Annotated in this window: 18 protein-coding genes; 16 read left to right on the top strand and 2 right to left on the bottom strand. The window is 63.7% G+C overall.

Annotation, left to right across the window (positions count from 1 at the left end; translation table 11 throughout):
- The first annotated feature begins 203 nt into the window (after positions 1-203).
- From ACTDXD_RS08300 to catC, 9 genes are all read left to right on the top strand, one after another.
- Positions 204-965, top strand: coding sequence for an SDR family NAD(P)-dependent oxidoreductase (locus tag ACTDXD_RS08300; protein ID WP_440126588.1), 762 nt, complete (start codon positions 204-206; stop codon positions 963-965).
- A 78-nt stretch (positions 966-1,043) separates the two neighbouring features.
- Positions 1,044-1,862 (top strand): TauD/TfdA dioxygenase family protein, encoded by an 819-nt coding sequence (locus ACTDXD_RS08295; protein ID WP_440126587.1) that lies wholly within the window; start codon positions 1,044-1,046, stop codon positions 1,860-1,862.
- Positions 1,863-1,894: 32 nt separating this feature from the next.
- Positions 1,895-2,278 carry a carboxymuconolactone decarboxylase family protein gene (locus ACTDXD_RS08290; protein WP_440126586.1) on the top strand — a complete coding sequence of 128 codons (384 nt, stop codon included), beginning with the start codon at positions 1,895-1,897 and terminating at the stop codon, positions 2,276-2,278.
- Between the two features lie 6 nt (positions 2,279-2,284).
- Positions 2,285-3,184 carry an NAD(P)-dependent oxidoreductase gene (locus tag ACTDXD_RS08285; protein ID WP_440126585.1) on the top strand — a complete coding sequence of 300 codons (900 nt, stop codon included), beginning with the start codon at positions 2,285-2,287 and terminating at the stop codon, positions 3,182-3,184.
- A 942-nt stretch (positions 3,185-4,126) separates the two neighbouring features.
- Positions 4,127-5,401, top strand: coding sequence for an SRPBCC family protein (locus ACTDXD_RS08280; protein WP_440126584.1), 1,275 nt, complete (start codon positions 4,127-4,129; stop codon positions 5,399-5,401).
- On the top strand, positions 5,388-5,723 hold the full coding sequence (locus ACTDXD_RS08275; protein ID WP_440126583.1) for a hypothetical protein: 336 nt from the start codon (positions 5,388-5,390) through the stop codon (positions 5,721-5,723). The genes ACTDXD_RS08280 and ACTDXD_RS08275 overlap by 14 nt, the downstream gene beginning before the upstream one ends.
- Positions 5,724-5,726: 3 nt before the next feature.
- Entirely contained in the window at positions 5,727-6,944 is a 1,218-nt protein-coding gene (locus ACTDXD_RS08270; protein WP_440126582.1) for a metal-dependent hydrolase family protein, read from the top strand.
- 34 nt (positions 6,945-6,978) lie between these two features.
- Complete coding sequence (locus ACTDXD_RS08265; RefSeq protein WP_440127588.1) at positions 6,979-8,382, top strand: aldehyde dehydrogenase; 1,404 nt, start codon at positions 6,979-6,981, stop codon at positions 8,380-8,382.
- A gap of 428 nt (positions 8,383-8,810) precedes the next feature.
- The gene (gene catC, locus ACTDXD_RS08260) at positions 8,811-9,101 is read left to right on the top strand and encodes a muconolactone Delta-isomerase (protein ID WP_440126581.1); all 291 of its coding nucleotides are present in this window, start codon (positions 8,811-8,813) and stop codon (positions 9,099-9,101) included.
- A gap of 78 nt (positions 9,102-9,179) precedes the next feature.
- On the opposite strand, the gene ACTDXD_RS08255 is transcribed toward catC, so the two are convergent.
- Both ACTDXD_RS08255 and ACTDXD_RS08250 read right to left on the bottom strand, forming a co-directional pair.
- Entirely contained in the window at positions 9,180-10,751 is a 1,572-nt protein-coding gene (locus ACTDXD_RS08255; protein WP_440126580.1) for a bifunctional 3'-5' exonuclease/DNA polymerase, read from the bottom strand.
- A gap of 4 nt (positions 10,752-10,755) precedes the next feature.
- Entirely contained in the window at positions 10,756-12,099 is a 1,344-nt protein-coding gene (locus ACTDXD_RS08250; protein WP_440126579.1) for a YhgE/Pip domain-containing protein, read from the bottom strand.
- A 145-nt stretch (positions 12,100-12,244) separates the two neighbouring features.
- On the opposite strand from ACTDXD_RS08250, the gene ACTDXD_RS08245 reads away from it, so the two are divergent.
- From ACTDXD_RS08245 to ACTDXD_RS08215, 7 genes are all read left to right on the top strand, one after another.
- Positions 12,245-12,838: a DUF4178 domain-containing protein gene (locus tag ACTDXD_RS08245; RefSeq protein ID WP_440126578.1), complete on the top strand. Its 594-nt coding sequence runs from the start codon at positions 12,245-12,247 to the stop codon at positions 12,836-12,838.
- Positions 12,835-13,341, top strand: a complete 507-nt coding sequence (locus ACTDXD_RS08240; protein WP_440126577.1) for a DUF2617 family protein — start codon at positions 12,835-12,837, stop codon at positions 13,339-13,341. The genes ACTDXD_RS08245 and ACTDXD_RS08240 overlap by 4 nt, the downstream gene beginning before the upstream one ends.
- Positions 13,329-13,739: a DUF4247 domain-containing protein gene (locus ACTDXD_RS08235; RefSeq protein ID WP_440126576.1), complete on the top strand. Its 411-nt coding sequence runs from the start codon at positions 13,329-13,331 to the stop codon at positions 13,737-13,739. Before ACTDXD_RS08240 ends, ACTDXD_RS08235 begins: the two co-directional genes overlap by 13 nt.
- Before the next feature lie 33 nt (positions 13,740-13,772).
- On the top strand, positions 13,773-14,243 hold the full coding sequence (locus tag ACTDXD_RS08230; protein ID WP_440126575.1) for a DUF350 domain-containing protein: 471 nt from the start codon (positions 13,773-13,775) through the stop codon (positions 14,241-14,243).
- Positions 14,244-14,274: 31 nt separating this feature from the next.
- Complete coding sequence (locus ACTDXD_RS08225) at positions 14,275-15,831, top strand: polyamine aminopropyltransferase (protein ID WP_440127587.1); 1,557 nt, start codon at positions 14,275-14,277, stop codon at positions 15,829-15,831.
- Positions 15,832-15,899: 68 nt separating this feature from the next.
- Positions 15,900-16,250: a PadR family transcriptional regulator gene (locus tag ACTDXD_RS08220; protein ID WP_440126574.1), complete on the top strand. Its 351-nt coding sequence runs from the start codon at positions 15,900-15,902 to the stop codon at positions 16,248-16,250.
- Positions 16,247-17,191: a permease prefix domain 1-containing protein gene (locus ACTDXD_RS08215; RefSeq protein ID WP_440126573.1), complete on the top strand. Its 945-nt coding sequence runs from the start codon at positions 16,247-16,249 to the stop codon at positions 17,189-17,191. Before ACTDXD_RS08220 ends, ACTDXD_RS08215 begins: the two co-directional genes overlap by 4 nt.

Raw genomic sequence — 17,191 nt, 5'->3', positions numbered from 1 at the left:
CACGCCCATTGACACAACGATACGGACGCGTTTACTTTTAATTCTACGTGTCCGTATGATTCTGGGATCCGCTGACGGGAGGCGCGCCGTGGCAACAGTGCGGCCCGATTCGCTGGGTGGCGCCCCGGTTATCCGACCGCGGTGATCGCCGCGCCGCACCGAGCCCTGGTTGCACGCGCAACCCATATCTGCAGGAGGAATCCATGTCTGAGCTTTCGGGGGACAAGGTCGCTGTCGTTACCGGGGCCGCGTCCGGCATCGGTCTGGGTATTGCTCAACGTTTGGCCGCGGACGGTGCCAAGGTTGCGATATTCGATCTGAACACTGCCGCGGCGGAAGAGGCGGCGGCAAAGATCAGTGCCACCGGCGCGACCTCAATCGGGATCGGAGTCGATGTATCGGACCGAGACCAGATCCAAGCCGGTATCGATATTGTGCATGAGGTGTTCGGACCGGTCGCGATCCTGGTCAACAATGCCGGAATGGAAGGGTTCCGTCCCTTCCTCAAGATCACCCCGGATGTGTGGAACAGACTGCTGGCGGTCAACCTCACCGGTACCTTCCACTGCTGTCAGCTCCTCATCCCCGACATGATGGACGTTGGCTGGGGCCGGATCGTCAATATTTCTTCATCCAGCACCCACAGCGGACAACCCTTCATGACCCATTACGTGGCCTCCAAAACCGGCGTGGTCGGACTGACCAAATCGCTCGCTCTGGAGTTCGGGGAGCACGGCATCACCGTCAACACCATCCCGCCGGGCTTTATCGACACCCCGATGACCCGGCGCAACGAAGCCAAGGGTCGTCTCGGTGGCAGCGTCGAATCGCACGCTGAACGGACCCCGGTACGGCGCCCCGGCCGACCCGAGGACATCGCCGCAGCCTGTGCCTTCCTGGTCTCCGATGAAGCCGGATACATCACCGGCCAGATCCTCGGCGTCAACGGCGGACGCAACACATAAGCAACCTGTTGCACCCACCACTACCTCGACCGTGGTGGGAAGCATTCACACCTCTCACCGTCGGAAGGGACAACCACGATGGCAGTAGCTACGGCGCTCCGCCCCGCTTTCGGGGCGGAGCTGACGATATCCAGCGTCGATGATCTGCGTGACCCCACTGTTGTGAGTCAGTGCCGAGAAGCATTGCGCTGGCGCGGTGTGGTGTTGGTGCGCAACGCCCATCTCGACGACGATGCACAGGTCGAACTGAGCGAGGCGTTCGGGTCGGTCCTCGCCCCAGGCGGGCAACAGATCTTCCCGGTCACACTCGACCCCAAGAAGAATCGCTCCGCCCAGTACCTGAAGGGCACGTTCAACTGGCATATCGACGACACCACCAGTGCGGTGCCGGCCAAGGCCACGATGCTCACGGCCCGGCACGTGGCGATGATCGGTGGTGGCACCGAATTCGCCAGCACCTATGCCGCATACGAGAATCTGCCTGAGAGCGAACGTGAACGCTGTGAGGGTCTCCGAGTGGTGCACAGCTTCGAAGCTTCTATGCGCCTGATCCACACCGATCCGACAGACGAGGAAGTGGCCAGTTGGCGCCGACTGCCCACCCAAGAGACCTCACTGGTGTGGGAGCGCCGCGATGGGCGTCGCTCGTTGGTCGTCGGCGCCACTGCCGACCACATCGTCGGGATGCCGAAAGCGGAGAGCCGCGCATTACTCGATGAACTCCAGTCCTGGACCACCCAGCAACGCTTCACCTACACCCACGAGTGGCAGGTCGGTGATCTGGTCATGTGGGACAACACCGGGATCCTGCACCGAGCGTTGCCGTACGAGGAGTCCTCGGGACGCACCATGCACCGCACCACCATCCAAGGTGAAGAACCCTGGAATGACCGCTGACCGCATAGCCTCATGACATAGGCAGGCAATCGATGGACCAACACACATACGACACCGGGCAAGCGATCCGCACCATGGTGCTCGGCCAGTCACACGTCACCACTGCCAACGCGAACGCATTCTCGAAACCCATGCAGGATTTGGCCACCGAATATTGTTGGGGCGCAGTGTGGGGGCGCGAAGTGTTGACCAATGCAACGCGGAGCATGCTCAACCTGGCCATGCTCTCGATCCTCGACCGGCCCCGAGAACTGCGGACCCACCTCAAAGGAGCGCTCAACAACGGCGTCAGCCGCGACGAGATCTGCGAAGTCTTCCTGCAGGTCGCGGTGTATGCCGGCGTGCCGGCCGGGATGAACGCATTCCGCGTCGCTGAGGAAACCTTTGCCGAACTCGATGCTGCAGCAGAGCGGTAGGCGATCATGGACATCGGATTCATCGGCCTGGGACAAATTGGCTTTCCTATCGCAAGGCGCTTACTCGAGGCCGGCCACACTGTCGTCGCATACGACACTCGACCCGAGGCGCAACAACGGTTGGTTGCCCTGGGCGCACGTCCGGAGACAAGTCCCCGCCGGATCGCGGACAGGGTCGAGACCGTGTTCACCAGCCTCCCCTCCCCGCAGGCATGTCTGGAGGTCGCACTCGGAGCTGGGGGGCTCGTCCACGGTTCCGCCATCAGCACCCTGGTGGATCTGTCGTCTTCGGGACAGCAGGTCGCCCGCCGCATTCATGCGGTACTCGCCGAACGGCAGATCGCGTTGATCGACAGCCCGGTCAGCGGCGGAGTCGTCGGCGCGGAAAAGGGTTCGCTCGCGGTGATGGTGTCCGGCCTCCACGAGCGCGTGCAGGCAGTGCTCCCAGCACTCGAGGTGCTGGGAAGAACCTTCTATCTCGGCGAGATCCCCGGCGCAGCGCAGACCATGAAACTGATCAACAATATGCTTTCCGCGACGGCACTGGCCGCAACAGCCGAAGCCCTCGCGCTCGGGGTCAAATCCGGACTCGACGCACAAAACATGATCGACGTCCTCAACGCCGGCTCGGGTGCCACTACCGCCAGCCTCGACAAGTTTCCCCGATCGGTGCTCACGGGCACCTTCGATTACGGATTCGCTACTGGGCTGATGGTGAAGGACCTCCGGTTGTATCTCGAGGAGGCGCACGAGTTGCACATGACGTTGTCTGTGTCGGAATCCGTTGAACAGCAATGGGGTAAGACGCTCGACCGGGAGGGCGCAGAGTCCGACTTCACGTGCATCGTCAAACCCATCGAGGACGCGGCCGGCGTGAAAATTCGAGCACAGGGGCTTGGTCGATAGTTGGCGCAGTTGCTGCACCGCGGCGAGCTCAGTGCTGTGGAGTCGCCAGTTCTTGGGCATCCTCCACCTGGGCGGGCGCGTCGGCGTCTGTGGGAGATGCAGGCTCGATCTTGGATCGACGCGGGATAAGCAGGGCAGTAACGGAGGCAGCGAAGCCGCACCCACGCCGATCAGGAAGCAAGCGTGGAACGAGCCATGACTCGGAATGCTGTACTCGCTTCCCGAAACTGCGGAAGTCTGGCTGGTGACGACGATTGGCCATGACAGCACCGGCCACCGTAGGTCCCATCGATCGCGAGGCCGATTGCCCCAACGGCATCGTGTCGAGCCGGGCGTGCATCGAGCAGGAGGGGAGAGTAGTCGCGGTCAACGCTGTCATGACTGCGGGTCAGTGCGACAGAGGCCCAGAACAACACGTGCCAGTTGTAGCTCTCGGCGATCCATGCGGCGAGTGGCGGGCCGAGTGCGCCGTCCACGCCGAGTGTGGCACTGATGCCAGCCGTCGCACTGCTGACCATTTCGACGGGGCGACCTCGCCGCAACCTCTGCGGTAGCGCTCGAAGCCCAGGGCTGAGTTGCGTCCGTCCCGTGCCGCCGCAGCGCTGTTGGAGTTCGAAGTGCTCGCGCCCCTCGTGGAGATGAAGCCCGGCGTCAGTTCTGAACTGCTGTTTCGCGTGCATCGGATTGCATCGCGCATAGGTTCCAGGACGCCGAAACATTCTGGCGCGTGGATGAGTTGACTGCCGTTCCGGATTTTCGGTGACTGCGTGTAAGTGAACTCGACAGTTGACCACACGGTCATCGTTGACAAAATCATACGGCTCCGTGTAATAATTAAATACACGCCGTCGTCTAGTTAAAGGGATGGCGTCGCATCGACTCGACCCATCGGCCACGCACGGCACACCTTCTCAGGGGACTCCACAAGAAAGGTTGACTCTGTTGACAACTCACTTCGCCAAACCCGATGCCGGGAGTTGGACCCAGCATTGGCCCGAACTGGGCACAGCGCCGGTCGACTACACCGACTCGATCGACCCGCAGTTCTACAAGGATGAGCAGGAAGCCATCTTCAAGAAGAAGTGGCTCAACGTCGGCAGGGTGGACAAGGTGCCCAAGAAGGGCAGCTACTTCACCAAGGAGATCGCCGCGGCGGGCGAGGGCACGTCGGTGATCGTCGTTCGGACCGACGACCAAACGGTCAAGGCCTACCACAACGTATGCCGCCATCGCGGAAACAAGCTGATCTGGAATGACTTTCCCAATGAAGAAGTTTCGGGCAGCTGCAAGCAATTCACCTGCAAGTACCATGCGTGGCGCTACAGCCTCGATGGCGATCTCACGTTTATTCAGCAAGAACACGAGTTCTTCGACGTCGACAAGGATCAGTACGGACTCCTGCCGGTGCGCTGCGAATTGTGGCGCGGTTTCATCTTCATCAACTTCGACAACGATGCCGCACCGCTCCAGGACTTCTTGGGTCGGCTGCCGAAGTCCATCGAGGACTACCCCTTCGAAGAGATGACCGAGGTCTGGTCGTACCGCTCGGAGATCAATGCGAACTGGAAGCTGTTCATCGACTCGTTCGCCGAGTTCTACCACGCACCGATCCTGCACGCGAAGCAGTCGGTGAAGGAAGAATCCGAAAAGCTCATCCAGTACGGATTCGAGGCACTGCATTACGACATCGACACCCCGCATTCGCTGATCACGTCGTGGGGTGGGATGAGCCCACCGAAGGATCCGAACATGGTCAAGCCGATCGAGCGGATCCTGCGTGCCGGGCTGTTCGGGCCGTGGGACAAGCCCGACATCGAGGGCATCAACCCGCCGCCGGCGGGTGTCAATCCGTCGCAGCACAAGCAGTGGGGCTGCTCGTCGTTCGAATTCTTCCCCAACATGACGCTGCTGATCTGGGAGCCCGGGTGGTTCTTGACGTACCACTACTGGCCCACGGCGGTGGACAAGCACATCTTCGAGTGCAATCTCTACTTGGTCCCGGCCAAGACCTGCTCGCAGCGGCTCCGGCACGAGATGACCGGCCTTGCGTTCAAGGAATACGCACTGCAGGACGCCAATACCCTCGAGGCGACCCAGACCATGATCGGCACCCAGGTGGTGACCGAATTCCCGTTGTGCGACCAGGAAATTCTGCTCCGGCACCTGCACAAGGCTGTCGGCGATATCGTGGAGGAGTACCGCAATGGCTCACACTGATAAGCTTCCCGCCGAATTCGCTGAGCTGGAACGGTTCCTCGATTGGGACCTGGCGACCGAAGGAGAGCGCTACGCGAAGCGACTGGCGTCGGGGATGCCTGAGATGCAGGCGCTCTACGACGCTGCGTTGCCCCGGCTCGCCGACGCGATGGTCTACTGCGACAAGTTCCCGTTGGACGATCTGCCCGAGGACGTGCGGTCGTTGATGCACATCATGCAGTCGCTGATCACCATCTCGTTTGCCATCGAGGTCTGGAAGCAGGCCAGGGTGCCCGACAGCGGCGCGTCCTACGTCGAGTGCATCAAGGAGCCGGTGGTCTGAGTCGTGGTCACCCTCAGAGCTGCCGGTTTGCTCGACATCGACACCGGCGACATCATCCGTCCCGGCGTAATCACCGTCGACCGGGACCGCATCGTCGGAGTCGGCCAGCAGCAGGTGCAGCAGGGACAGGTCATCGATCTCGGTGATCTGGTCCTGCTGCCCGGTCTGATGGACATGGAAGTCAACCTGCTGATGGGCGGCCGCGGGGACACCGGCGGTATGTCCAGTGTTCAGGATGACCCCCCGACCCGGTTGTTGCGTGCGGTCGGTAATGCCCGCCGTACGCTGCGTGCGGGCTTCACTACCGTGCGTAACCTCGGGCTGTTCATCAAGACGGGTGGCTACCTGCTCGATGCGTCACTGGGGAAGGCGGTCGACGCGGGATGGGTCGATGGGCCCCGCATCGAGCCTGCCGGGCATGCGATCACACCGACCGGCGGGCACCTCGATCCCACGATGTTCGTCGGACTCGCACCGCACGTACTTCCTGTGACGGTCGAGGAAGGTGTCGCCGACGGGGTGGCAGAGGCGCGCAAAGCGGTGCGCTACCAGATCAAGCACGGAGCCAAGCTCATCAAGGTGAGCGCCTCCGGCGGTGTGATGTCTCTGTCGGGAGACCCCGGCGCACAACACTATTCCGACGAAGAGCTATGTGCCATCGTGGGCGAGGCCCATCGGCGCGGACTGCGCGTCGCTGCACATTGTCTCGGCGCCTCGGCCGTCAAGCACGCCATCGCGGCGGGCGTCGACTGTATCGAACACGGCTTCCTGGTCGACGACGAGGCCATCGCCATGATGGTCGAACACCGAACCTTCCTCGTTACCACACAGAGCCTGGTCGACGGCATGGACGTATCCAAAGCTGCGCCCGAACTGCAGGCCAAGGCAGCGGTCATCTTCCCGCAGGCACGTGAGGCGATCGTGCGCATGCACGAGGCGGGCGTGAAAATCGCCATCGGCAGCGACGCCCCGGCGATCCCCCACGGCAAGAACGCCAACGAACTGGTCACTCTGGTCCAGCGCGGATTGCCGCCGATCACGGTGCTGCGCGCGGCGACGGTCAATGCCGCCGAACTGATCAACGCACCCGACCGAGGGCGGCTGGCAGCCGGCCACCTCGCCGACATCATCGCCGTACCCGGCAACCCTCTCGACGACATCACCGTCACTCAGAACGTCCAATTCGTGATGAAGGGAGGAAAGATCGTTGTCCACCGATGAAGCGAACGAACTGTTGTTCATCAACGGCTCCTGGATGCCTGCTGAGAGCGGGGCATTGTTCGCAGTCACCTCGCCGCACACTGAGAAGGTCATCGCGAGGGTGGCTGCCGCCGGCCCTGAAGACATCGATCGTGCTGTCGGTGCTGCCCGCACTGCGTTCGACAGTGGACCGTGGCCGAAAATGACGCCGGCCGAACGCGCCGCAGTCCTGATCCGATTCGTCGAACTCTACAAGCAGCATCGCGGGGGGATGGCCTCACTGATCTCAGCGGAAATGGGTGCGCCCATCACCTTCGCCACACGAGCGCATGTCCGAATTCCGATGATGATGACATCGGCGTTCTGCACGATAGCCGCCCGGTACCCGTTCGCCGAATTACGACCCGGACTGTACGGCAACGACATCGAGGTCCGGAGGGAACCGGTCGGGGTCGTTGCCGCGATCGTGCCATGGAACATGCCACAATTCCTGATCACTGCGAAAGTTGTACCCGCCCTGCTCGCAGGGTGCACTGTCGTCCTGAAATCGGCGCCTGAAACGCCTATGGATGCATTGTTGTTTGCTGAACTGATGCAGGAAGCAGGTCTGCCCGCCGGCGTCCTCAATGTCGTATCGGGCGGAGCCGAGGCCGGGGATGCCCTCGTACGCAACGGCAACGTCGACAAAGTCACCTTCACCGGCTCGACTGCTGTGGGACGCCGGATCGCCGAGGCGTGCGGGCGCGATCTCAGACCTGTCAGCCTCGAGCTCGGCGGGAAATCGGCGGCCATCGTGCTCGACGATGCCGACCCGGTAGCCGTGGCATCCGCAATTGTCACCGCAAGCCTCGCCAACAGCGGCCAGGTCTGCAACGCGCTGACACGCATCCTGGTACCTGCGCGTCGTAGTGCCGAATTCGTCGATGCCCTCGTCGCCGCGATCAACTCCCTTCGCATCGGAGACCCGGCTGATCCTGCAACCGATATCGGGCCGCTGGTAACCCGAAAGCAGCAAGAACGCGTTGCCGGCTATATCGGCCTCGGCCGACGCGAGGGCGCCCGCATCGTGACAGGCGGTGCAACGCCGCCGAAGGGGTTGGCCAGAGGTTGGTACGTTCAGCCGACGCTGTTCACCAAAGCCACCAACGCGATGCGCATCGCCCGTGAGGAGATTTTCGGCCCGGTACTCACCGTCATCGACTACCGCGACGAGGAGGAGGCCATCGCGATTGCCAACGACTCCGACTACGGGTTGGCCGGATCGGTGTTCACCGGCGATCTCGACCGTGCAGCTGTTGTCGCGTCGGACGTTCGGACGGGGACCTTCGGCATCAACCACGGCTACGTCATGGACCCGCTTGCTCCATTCGGCGGTGTCAAATGTAGTGGATACGGTAGAGAGCTCGGCCGCGAGGGAATTGTAGCCTACACGACTACCAAATCCATCTCCAGGGCCTGATACGACAGCGTAATAGTTCGCTGTGCAGCGATCGATTCCAGCCCGTTGTTCTGAGTGCACCCCCGAGTTCATCGGTCGAGTCAGCGTGAGATCGATCAGGGTCCTACGGCGCCGTCGGCGCGGCGTCGAGCCGGTTCCGTAGACACGCACACCTTGCGCACAATTGTGACGGCCCCGACGAGAGTTTGACACCAGAGCTTGGTGCCCAATAGTTTTCGATCGCTGCGACCTGACACCACTGAGCGTTCTTCGACGATTTCGTGGCATACGGTGTAGTGCGTATCGGTAGGTGCATGACACTCGCCGACCTCTGGACCGTCTGAAAAGTAGAAGATTCTATCTTTGTCGCGGCATTTACCGAGCATCGCGTTCATGTGTCGGGCCATCGAGGTTCGACACTGATGCGATCACAGTCAAGGAGATCCTCAATGTTGTTCCACGTTCGTATCGATGTGCACATCCCGCCCGATGTTTCCTCCGAAGCCAGAGGAAAGCTCGTATCCGAGGAGAAGGCATACAGCCAGAGGTTGCAACGCGCAGGAAAATGGCTGTACCTATGGCGGATCGTGGGCGAGTACTCCAGTTATTCGATCTTCGATGTCGAGTCCAACGAAGAGCTGCACCAGCTTCTGTCGGAGCTACCGCTGTTTCCCTACATGGCCATCAACGTCACACCACTGGCACCTCACCCTTCGCGTATCGAGGTTGTCTCAGAGTGATTCTGGACAGCGAGTCGCGGAGAGGACATCGCTGCTGCGTGATCGTCACCACCTGGACACTTGCCTTCGACCCGAAGCTCACAATTCGGGAGCGTCGCGCTCGTCGGCGTAGCAGTTCCGGATCGACGTCGACATGGGGAATCGAACTTCGGTGTCGCCGAACATCAACCGAGTCGCTGCCTCGACCGAAGCTTCGATGTGCGCGGCCGCAGCATCGGGGTTCCGGGTGTGTACCACCACCTCATCGTGCTGGAAGAACACCAGCTCGCCGTCGCGACCATCCGGAGCCGCTGCGAGCCGGCGACGAAGCTCCGCCAGCACGCACAGCGCCCATTCCGCCGCCGTGGCCTGGACGACGAAGTTTCGGGTGAATCGTCCGCGTGCGCGCACATCCCCCTGCGAGAGAAAGCCGGGTTCGGATGGGGGACAGGCACGCCCGAGCCACGACTGCACCACCTCTCCGCGTTCCCCGGTGCGGGCTGCGCGTTCGACGAACTCCACCGCATCGGGAAAACTCTTGCGCAGCACCGCCAGCAGCGCGCGGGAATCTCCGGAGGTCGCGCCGTACAGGACGCCGAGCACCGCGACCTTCGCCTTCGCGCGGTCGCCGCCGAATGCTGTTGCCGCCACCGGGGCGTACAGGTCATCGCTCCCTGCGGCCCCGACCATGCGGGGATCTCCCGACATGGCGGCGAGGATGCGGGGTTCGAGCTGCCCGGCGTCGGCGATGACGAAAGTATGCCCGGGGTCGGCGATCACGCTCGACCGCAATGCCTTGGGGATCTGCAATGCACCACCGCCGCGGCTCGCCCACCGTCCGGAGACCACTGCTCCCGGCACGTAGATGGGACGGAAGCGGTTGTCGTGCACCCAGGTGTCGAGCCAACTCCACCCGTTGGTGCTGTAGAGCTTCGACAGGTCGCGGTGTCGCAGCAGCAACGGCACCGCGGGATGGTCGAGTTCGCGCAGCACGTACTTGCGGGTCGACGTGAGCTCGATGCCCTCGCGGCGGAAGGCGTCGAGCACCTCGACGTGCGACGCCGGATTCACGGGCCGACCGAACACGAGCTGGATCTCCGCGACCACCTCGGCGATCCGCGAGGGAAGTTCGTAACCGAGTGGACGTCGACCGAGGGTGCGCTCGAGCAGTGCGCGGTGCGCTTCGGCGGAGAAAGGCAACCCATCGAAGCTCATTTCGGCGGCGGTGAGCGTGCCTGCGGATTCGGCTGCCACGAGCAGGTCGAGGCGACGATCGACGGCGGTACGTCGTCGCTGCTCGACGAATCGCTCGATCACGGCGGCGATGTCGGTGGCGGGCGCCGCGTCGAACAGTCCCGGCCGTTCATCGGCCGGTTCTTCGATGGGTTCTGGTGGGATGCCGTCGCGCGTGTTCAGGATCGCGGCGGTGGTCGCGAGGTCGTGACACCGCTGTACCCGAACACCGGCGCGCAGCAGACCGGGGTACACGGTGGCAGTGGAGGTCCACACCCAGCGCGGGCTGCGGGCCGATTCGATTTCCGCGACGGTCGCGGCCAGATCGCGACAGTCTCGCGCGTCGCTCACCGGGGTGCCCGCGTCGTCGACCAGGGCGATGGTGCCGCCGCGTACACCCCCGATCTCGGAGGCATGGGGAACGACGACGGCACGCACCGACCTAGTCTGCTCTATCGGCCGAAGACGCGGTGCTGCCCGCCAGCAGTTCGATGGAGCGGTGGAATCCTCGACGGTCGTACAGCCACGTCACGATTCCGCCGAGCGCCACGCCGACACCGAGCCCGACGAACGTCATCGCGACTCCGTGCGTCAATCCCGCAGCTCCGTGGCCGTCGAAGTAGAGGATCGCGCGGGTCGCGATGTAGATCTGATGCATCGGCTCGAACGTCGACAGCCACTCGAACAACTTGGGCATCGCTTCGATCGGGACCGTGCCGCCGGACGAGGGCAACCCGAGCACGATGAAGATGAACAGGTTCACGAGCAGACCTGCGGATCCGAACACGGACATCACCGACACCGAGGTGATGCCGACCGCGCTGATCGCGAGCGCCCCGTACTCCCACATCAGCAGGGCGCGCGCCACCGGCATGCCGAGTGCCGTGCCGATCCACAGATACAGTGCGGACACGATCAGGGACAGGACGACGATGATTCCCCACTTGATGAACAACACAGTCAAACGGGACATCCGGGTGGTCTCTCTGTTGATGTAGAGCGGTCCGTATTCGGTGGGGATGAACCCGAGAGCGGTGTCGACGAGGGTGTTGACGATCGTGGCGCCGGTGAACCCCGCGAGGATCAGCAGCAATGTGAAGTAGAACGCGGACAGACCGGCGCCGGTGCCGTCGGGCAGCGGTTTGTGTTCGACGTTCAGGACGTTGATCGGATCTTGGAGGGTGAGGAGGCTTCCGCCCGACAACTGCAGGTCGGGTGCGGTTTCGGCGAGGGTGCTCGTGACCTGCGTGGTGAGTTGCTCCCCCACCGTTTCGTTGACCTGGGTCATGGCGGTGTCGCCGATGATGCCGACGATGCCGGTCGAGAACGTCCCGGTCCGGGGATTCGAGTAGACCGTGATGACGGGCTTTTCGATGTCGCCGGGCACGACGCTGCCCTGCGCGAGAATCGATGTGCGTTTGGTGAAGTCGCTGGGGATCACGATCGCGCCGTACAAAGACCCGTTGTCGAGGCCGGAGTTGGCTGCGGAGATACCCATCTCCTGCATGTCGATCTCTTCCGGATCCAGGCCGTCCAGGATCGCCGCGGTGATCTCGTTTCCGAGGTTCCGCGGTTCTTCGTCGCCGGGCATCACGTCCCCGACGTCCTGGTTGACGATCGCCATGGGGAACTCGCGCAGGTTCTCCGATGGATTGACCATGCTCGCGAGGTAGAAGTAGCCGAGCGCGGACATCACTGCGGTGACGACGACGAGCGGTGCGAGCCAGAATCGGGGGCTCCGCAGCGTCTTGCGGTGGGGATCGGTCACGGTACCTGTTGAACTCACCCATTGATTGTGCACACGCGTGTGCGAATTTGTGTCCGATGAATGGGACGAAGTGCTCGAGGGCACGACGACGGGACGGCTGGGTCGGGGCTCACGTCGGCCGGTAGGGTCGAGCAACGGAACTGCTGTCGACCTGGGGTACTCGATGACCGAAGTCCTGCTTGTCCTGCTGATCGTTGCCCTCGTCGTGGCCGTTGTCGTCGTGGTGATCCGCACCCGTAAGCCGTCTGCACCTGCAGCGCGGGTGGATCCGCTCACCGACTACCCGGAAGTGTGGGATCCCTACGCGATCGGTGTCGGCGACATCATCACGTATGCGGGTATCGACCACGTGGTGCGCGGCACACTGACCCTCGACGAGGAGGGCTATCGCTGGCACGAGCACCTGCTCGACGGTTCGACCGGTCGCCGCTGGCTCACCGTCGAGAACGACGAGGGCGAACTCGAGATGACCTTGTGGATGCGACGTGAGGGCACCGGCCTCGAGCCCGGAGGAGATGTCGTCCTCGACGACCGCGTCCACCGTCAGCTCGAAGCGGGCACCGCCCGATTCACTGCGGAAGGAACGACCGGCACGGCGCCGAGCGGCACCATGGACTACGCGGATTATGCAACCGCAGACAGCACCGGCCTGATCGCGTTCGAGCGGTGGTCTCGCGGCGGGTCGTGGGAGGTGTCCACGGGACGTACGGTCACGCGCAGTGAGCTGACCGTCATCCACGCGGGCCCCGCCCGATGAGCCACCACATGCTGGATATCGCTCCGCGTGACGTGTCCGCCGCGGCGCTGGGACTTGTCCTCGATGCGCCCGTGCCCACGCCGTTGGTGTCCGAGCAGCTGACCGATTCTGCCGCGGGCACACTCACTCTCGGCGTACTGGGGGCATCGCACGTGGTCACTGCTGTATCGGGCGAACACATGCTCACCGAGCAGGTTTCATGCGATGCCGTAGATTCGGGGGGCCGCCTGCTCCCCGATCGTGAGGATCGCGGAGGTTACCGCTTCCGGAGCCGGGCAATCACGGTGCGGCGCGACGAATTGGCCCGGCGAGCCGAGGAACTCCGCGACGCGGCGTCGTCGGGGCAGGGCTGGTTGTGTGCGGGATTCCCGGGGGACGGCGACGCGCTCACCGTGCTCACCGGTGCCGCCGATTCGGGCGAATGGCATTGGTGCACCTGGCATCTCTACCCCCACGCCGACTCGAGTGTGATCGTCGAAACCGAAAGCCGGTGGCGGCCGTGAGACGGATGGCAGCCGGATTCGCGCTCGTTGTCGCTGTGCTCGCGACCGCGGGGTGCGGCAGTCAGGTGCACGATTACATTGCCGACACCTACGAGCACCGTGGCAGATCAGGGGATGTCGACACCTACTACTCGCCCGATCCGGTGGGAACCACGGTCTCCGATATCGTCGCGAACGACGATCCCGCGGCGCGGAAGGCGGACGGTGGCAACGAGTATCTCCGGTACAACGACGACATCGTCACCGTCGGCGCTGCGTCCGGGGGAGGCAGCACCATCACTGTCGAGGATCTCGACGGCCGCTACAGCAGCGGCGGATTCGTGTTCCTCGGGCCGGGTTTCACGCCCGGTTCACCGGCGGCAGGAAACACCTCCGGTGGATCGGGGAGCGCGAAATGACGAACGAACTCAGCAGATCGGAACCTTGACGATATGAGAGTCACCTTGCTGGCGGCCGACCTCGAACTCGGCACCGTCGACCCGTCCCTGCTTGTGCAGGGGGTGGTCGGGACGCTGATCTACTTCATCATCGGCGTGGGTGTTCTGGCGCTCGGATTCACCGTGCTTGACGGTCTGACCCCTGGGAACCTGCGTCATCAGGTGTATGTGGACCGCAATCCCAACGCCGCATTGCTGCTCGGCGCAAACCATCTGGCACTGGCCATCATCGTGGTGACCGCGATCGCCACCAGTGCCGACGGGTTCGCGCAAGGGATCACCGACTCGCTCGTCTACGGCCTGGTGGGTGTGCTGTTGCAGGCGGCGGCGTTGCTCATCATGAACCGTGTGCTGCCGGGGAGGATCACGGCACTCGTCGCCGAGCCGCACATGAGCGGTGCCGCGTGGGCTGTGGCGATCACGTTGCTGTCGGTGGGGCTGGTCAACGCGGTCGCGCTGTCGTGAACCGGTGGCTACTCGTGATCCTGCAGCCGAGGTGACCACTGTCGCCGTGGATTCGAGCGGCCCGGCCCTTGGTCGCCGGACCCGCGTGATACTGCTCGTGGCGGTGGCCGCATGTGCCGCGTGCGGTCTGGTGTACGAGCTTGCACTGCTTACCCTCTCGGTGAGTTTGACCGGCGGCGGCATCACCCAGACTTCCCTGATCGTGGCGGGATTCGTCGCTGCCCTCGGATTGGGTGCGCTCGCCGCCAAACCGTTGTTGCCGCACGCCGCACCGGCATTCATCGGAGTGGAAGTCGCGCTCGGCCTGATCGGCGGACTGAGCGCAACTGTGCTGTACGTGGCGTTCACGTTCGTCGGGTCGTCGACGTGGGTGCTCGTCGTCGCAACAGCGGCGATCGGAATGCTCGTGGGCGCCGAAGTGCCCCTGCTCATGACCTTGATGCAGACCGGCCGTACTGCAGATGCTCGCGACACCGGGAAGGTGCTTGCGAATCTCAACGCGGCAGACTACGCGGGCGCGCTGATCGGTGGCCTGGCGTGGCCACTGTTGTTGCTACCCGCGGCCGGGATGATCCGCGGTGCAGCGCTGACCGGGATGGTGAATCTGGCTGCGGCGGCCGTCGCGGCGTTGTTCCTCCTGCGGGGGCACCTGCGACCGGTGACCCGGGCGTTGTCGTTGGTGGTGCTGCTGCTCGCCGCCACCGTGCTGGCGATCCTGCTGCTGCGCTCGTCCGATATCGAGACCACATCGCGGCAACGGCTCTACCCTGATCCGGTGGTGTATGCGCAGCGCTCGCAGTATCAGGAGATCGTGCTGACCGAGCGCGGCAACGATGTGCGCCTGTATCTCGATGGTGATCTGCAGTTTTCGAGCCGCGACGAGCATCGCTACACGGAGACCCTGGTGTATCCGGCGCTCGCACGCGACCCCGCCCGTGTCCTCGTTCTCGGGGGCGGCGACGGTCTCGCCGCGCGGGAGATCCTGCGCCATCCGCATGTGCAGGAGGTCGTGCAGGTGGAACTCGATCCGACGGTCCTCGACCTCGCGAACACCCGGCTGGTCGCGCTCAACGGTGGGGCGCTGCTGGATGACCGGGTGGAGGTGGTCGTCGACGATGCGTTCCGGTGGTTGCGCGAGTACACCGGTCCCGGCTTCGACGCGATCGTCGTCGATATGCCCGACCCGGACACTCCCGCGCTGGGGCGTCTGTACTCGATGGAGTTCTACGGACTGGTGGCGTCGGCGCTGAACCCCGACGGCTTGATGACGGTGCAGTCGGGGAGTCCGTTCTCGACTCCGCACGCCTACTGGAGGACGGTCTCGACGGTGAGATCGGCGGGTCTGGGCACCACCCCCTATCACGTGCACGTGCCGAGTTTCGGTGACTGGGGATTCGTCGTCGCTCAGGCCGGTCCACCTCCGATACCGGCGCTGTCGGCGAATGCTGCGCCGCGGAGGTTCCTCGACTCCGCGACCCTCGCGGCGGCGTCGGCGTTCCCGCTCGATCGACAACCTCGCGAGATGGAGCCGTCGACGTTGGATCGGCCGCGGATCGTCGACGACGTCCGCCTCGGATACCAGTTCTGAGGAATGCCTTTCCGGGTCGGGGTCTGTGTCCGTTGCGATAGTGTGCGACACACACTATCGTGTGACGTGTGATCGACCCCGAGATCTCCACCGGCCACAGCCAAGAAGTGCGACGAGGTTCCGTCGTCGTCGCGAGCCTTCTGATGTTGCGCACCCCCGGCTACGGCTACGGCCTGCTCGAAGCGCTGGCCGCTGCGGGCGTCGCCGTCGATGCCAACACCCTCTATCCGTTGTTGCGGCGCCTCGAGAAGCAGGGCCTTCTCGTCAGCGAGTGGAACACCGATGAGGCGCGTCCACGCAAGTTCTATCGGACCTCCGAGGCAGGGGGGCGGCTTGCGGGGGTTCTGCTCGACGAGTGGACCGCTCTCGGGCGCAGCCTGAGGACGATCGATTCCCACACCGAAGGAGATGCGCGATGACACTCACCGATCGTTATGTCGCTACGACGTTGCGCAGAATCCCCGCCGGCAAGCGCGACGACATCGATCGTGAACTGCGCGGTTCTATCGCCGATGCTGTCGATGCGCGGGTCGAATCCGGCGCCGACCCGGTGGACGCCGAGACCGAGGTGCTCACCGAACTCGGCGATCCCGACCGGTTGGCGGCCGAATACCTCGAGCGCCCGCTGTATCTGATCGGGCCCGGTCTCTACCTCGACTGGAGACGGCTGCTCTCGGTTCTGCTGTGGATCGCGCCGATTCCCGGTGTCGTCGTGCTGGTCCTCGACCTACTCGACGGCGCATCCCCGGGGGAGGCGATTGCATCGGGTATCTGGACAGCCGCGGTGGTTGCGCTGCAGATCGTGTTCTGGACGACGCTGGTCTTCGCCGTCCTGGAGCGCAACGGTCATCGACGCGGACACCTCACCGGCGAATGGACGGTCGAGAGGCTTCCGGAGACGGACACGAACCGTGGCGTGTCTCTCGGCGACACCGTGTGGACGATTGCGTTTCTCGTCGTCGGGCTCGCGGTAGTGTTCCTGCAGCGCAACTTCTCGGCCTACAGGTACGCCGACGGATCCTCGATCCCGATCCTCGACCCCGATCTATGGTCGTTCTGGCTACCCGCGCTTATCGCGGTGCTCGTGCTCAGCGCCGTGTTCGAGGTCGTCAAGTATGCAGTGGGGCACTGGACCGTCACGCTCGCTGTCGTCAACACCGTGCTCAACCTGCTGTTCACCATCCCGCTGGTCTGGCTGGCGTCGGTCGACCGGCTGTTCCAGCCGGACTACTTCGAGGCGGCGTTCGGCGACACCGGCGACTCGATGCGCGCAGCGAACACCATCGTCATCGTCGTTGCCATCGGGGTGGCGGTGTGGGAGATCGGCGACGGTTGGTGGAAGGTTCTCCGCTCTCGCTGA

This window comes from Rhodococcus sp. SJ-3 (assembly GCF_051918125.1).
Classification (GTDB): domain Bacteria; phylum Actinomycetota; class Actinomycetes; order Mycobacteriales; family Mycobacteriaceae; genus Rhodococcus.
Note: the sequence above shows the minus strand (reverse complement) of the source record. Positions and strands in the feature narration are given on the sequence as shown.

Excerpts from the sequence above, each read along its gene's own strand:
- ACTDXD_RS08300 (WP_440126588.1), top strand. The coding sequence starts at position 204 with ATGTCTGAGCTTTCGGGGGACAAGGTCGCTGTCGTTACCGGGGCCGCG.
- ACTDXD_RS08295 (WP_440126587.1), top strand. The coding sequence starts at position 1,044 with ATGGCAGTAGCTACGGCGCTCCGCCCCGCTTTCGGGGCGGAGCTGACG.
- ACTDXD_RS08290 (WP_440126586.1), top strand. The coding sequence starts at position 1,895 with ATGGACCAACACACATACGACACCGGGCAAGCGATCCGCACCATGGTG.
- ACTDXD_RS08285 (WP_440126585.1), top strand. The coding sequence starts at position 2,285 with ATGGACATCGGATTCATCGGCCTGGGACAAATTGGCTTTCCTATCGCA.
- ACTDXD_RS08275 (WP_440126583.1), top strand. The coding sequence starts at position 5,388 with ATGGCTCACACTGATAAGCTTCCCGCCGAATTCGCTGAGCTGGAACGG.
- ACTDXD_RS08265 (WP_440127588.1), top strand. The coding sequence starts at position 6,979 with ATGCCTGCTGAGAGCGGGGCATTGTTCGCAGTCACCTCGCCGCACACT.
- catC (WP_440126581.1), top strand. The coding sequence starts at position 8,811 with ATGTTGTTCCACGTTCGTATCGATGTGCACATCCCGCCCGATGTTTCC.
- ACTDXD_RS08245 (WP_440126578.1), top strand. The coding sequence starts at position 12,245 with ATGACCGAAGTCCTGCTTGTCCTGCTGATCGTTGCCCTCGTCGTGGCC.
- ACTDXD_RS08240 (WP_440126577.1), top strand. The coding sequence starts at position 12,835 with ATGAGCCACCACATGCTGGATATCGCTCCGCGTGACGTGTCCGCCGCG.
- ACTDXD_RS08230 (WP_440126575.1), top strand. The coding sequence starts at position 13,773 with ATGAGAGTCACCTTGCTGGCGGCCGACCTCGAACTCGGCACCGTCGAC.
- ACTDXD_RS08215 (WP_440126573.1), top strand. The coding sequence starts at position 16,247 with ATGACACTCACCGATCGTTATGTCGCTACGACGTTGCGCAGAATCCCC.